The organism is Streptomyces chumphonensis (assembly GCF_014779715.1).
GTDB classification, from domain to species: Bacteria; Actinomycetota; Actinomycetes; order Streptomycetales; family Streptomycetaceae; genus Streptomyces; species Streptomyces chumphonensis.
Genome location: NZ_JACXYU010000025.1, coordinates 2501 through 5187 on the forward strand (window position 1 = coordinate 2501; position 2687 = coordinate 5187).

Annotated in this window: 1 rRNA gene (cut by a window edge); it reads left to right on the forward strand. The window is 56.6% G+C overall.

Annotated elements, in window-relative coordinates:
• Nucleotides 1–2664, forward strand: a 23S ribosomal RNA gene (locus IF129_RS25835) (it extends 459 nt beyond the left edge of the window).
• Nucleotides 2665–2687: the final 23 nt, after the last annotated feature.

The following is a 2687-nucleotide window of genomic DNA, read 5'->3' on the forward strand; positions in this document are numbered from 1 at the left end:
GTAGCATGGGGCCCGAGAAATCCTGTGTGAATCTGGCGGGACCACCCGTTAAGCCTAAATATTCCCTGGTGACCGATAGTGGATAGTACCGTGAGGGAATGGTGAAAAGTACCGCGGGAGCGGAGTGAAATAGTACCTGAAACCGTGTGCCTACAAGCCGTGGGAGCGTCGCCGTGTGTGCTTGCATGCGCGGTCGTGACTGCGTGCCTTTTGAAGAATGAGCCTGCGAGTTTGCGGTATGTTGCGAGGTTAACCCGTGTGGGGAAGCCGTAGCGAAAGCGAGTCCTAAGAGGGCGTTGAGTAGCGTGCCCTAGACCCGAAGCGGAGTGATCTAGCCATGGGCAGGGTGAAGCGGCTGTAAGAGGTCGTGGAGGCCCGAACCCACCAGGGTTGAAAACCTGGGGGATGACCTGTGGTTAGGGGTGAAAGGCCAATCAAACTCCGTGATAGCTGGTTCTCCCCGAAATGCATTTAGGTGCAGCGTCGTGTGTTTCTTGCCGGAGGTAGAGCACTGGATAGGCGATGGGCCTTACCGGGTTACTGACCTTAGCCAAACTCCGAATGCCGGTAAGTGAGAGCGCGGCAGTGAGACTGTGGGGGATAAGCTCCATGGTCGAGAGGGAAACAGCCCAGAGCATCGACTAAGGCCCCTAAGCGTGTGCTAAGTGGGAAAGGATGTGGAGTCGCAGAGACAACCAGGAGGTTGGCTTAGAAGCAGCCATCCTTGAAAGAGTGCGTAATAGCTCACTGGTCAAGTGATTCCGCGCCGATAATGTAGCGGGGCTCAAGTACACCGCCGAAGTCGTGTCACTCCAGCATGACGGCTAACGCCGGCTGGGGTGGGTAGGGGAGCGTCGTGTGCCGGGTGAAGCAGCACTGGAAGGTAGTTGTGGACGGTTCACGAGTGAGAATGCAGGCATGAGTAGCGATACAAGAGTGGGAAACTCTTGCGCCGATTGACTAAGGGTTCCTGGGTCAAGCTGATCTGCCCAGGGTAAGTCGGGGCCTAAGGCGAGGCCGACAGGCGTAGTCGATGGATAACCGGTTGATATTCCGGTACCCGCTGTAGAGCGTCCAACACTGAATCTTCTGATGCTAAGGCCGTGAAGTCCCCGTGTCTGTCCTTTGGGCAGGTGTGGTGTGGTGGAGCCGCTGACCCGAGGGGGTAGTAGGTGAGTGATGGGGTGACGCAGGAAGGTAGTCCAGCCCGGGCGGTGGTTGTCCCGGGGTAAGGGTGTAGCCCGAGAGATAGGCAAATCCGTCTCTCATGGGGGTGAGACCTGATGCCGAGCCGTTGTGGTGAAGTGGATGATCCTATGCTGTCGAGAAAAGCCTCTAGCGAGTTGTATGGCGGCCCGTACCCTAAACCGACTCAGGTGGTCAGGTAGAGAATACCGAGGCGTTCGGGTGAACTATGGTTAAGGAACTCGGCAAAATGCCCCCGTAACTTCGGGAGAAGGGGGGCCTCTTCTGGTGATGAGTCTTGCACTCTGAGCTGGGGGTGGCCGCAGAGACCAGCGAGAAGCGACTGTTTACTAAAAACACAGGTCCGTGCGAAGCCGTAAGGCGATGTATACGGACTGACGCCTGCCCGGTGCTGGAACGTTAAGGGGACCGGTTAGCTGCATTTCGGTGTGGCGAGGCTGAGAACTTAAGCGCCAGTAAACGGCGGTGGTAACTATAACCATCCTAAGGTAGCGAAATTCCTTGTCGGGTAAGTTCCGACCTGCACGAATGGCGTAACGACTTCTTGACTGTCTCAACCATAGGCCCGGTGAAATTGCAGTACGAGTAAAGATGCTCGTTTCGCGCAGCAGGACGGAAAGACCCCGGGACCTTTACTATAGCTTGATATTGGTGTTCGGTTCGGCTTGTGTAGGATAGGTGGGAGACTGTGAAGTCATCACGCTAGTGGTGGTGGAGTCGTTGTTGAAATACCACTCTGGTCGTGCTGGATGTCTAACCTGGGTCCGTGATCCGGATCAGGGACAGTGTCTGGTGGGTAGTTTAACTGGGGCGGTTGCCTCCTAAAGAGTAACGGAGGCGCCCAAAGGTTCCCTCAGCCTGGTTGGTCATCAGGTGGTGAGTGTAAGTGCACAAGGGAGCTTGACTGTGAGACTGACGGGTCGAGCAGGGACGAAAGTCGGGACTAGTGATCCGGCGGTGGCTTGTGGAAGCGCCGTCGCTCAACGGATAAAAGGTACCCCGGGGATAACAGGCTGATCTTCCCCAAGAGTCCATATCGACGGGATGGTTTGGCACCTCGATGTCGGCTCGTCGCATCCTGGGGCTGGAGTCGGTCCCAAGGGTTGGGCTGTTCGCCCATTAAAGCGGTACGCGAGCTGGGTTTAGAACGTCGTGAGACAGTTCGGTCCCTATCCGCTGTGCGCGTAGGAGTCTTGAGAAGGGCTGTCCCTAGTACGAGAGGACCGGGACGGACGGACCTCTGGTGTGCCAGTTGTTCTGCCAAGGGCATGGCTGGTTGGCTACGTTCGGAAAGGATAACCGCTGAAAGCATCTAAGCGGGAAGCCTGCTTCGAGATGAGGGCTCCCTCCCACGTGATGGGTTAAGGCTCCCGGTAGACGACCGGGTTGATAGGCCGGATATGGAAGCCTAGTAATAGGTGGAGTTGACCGGTACTAATAGGCCGAGGGCTTGTCCATAGTTGCTTGCGTCCACTGTGTAG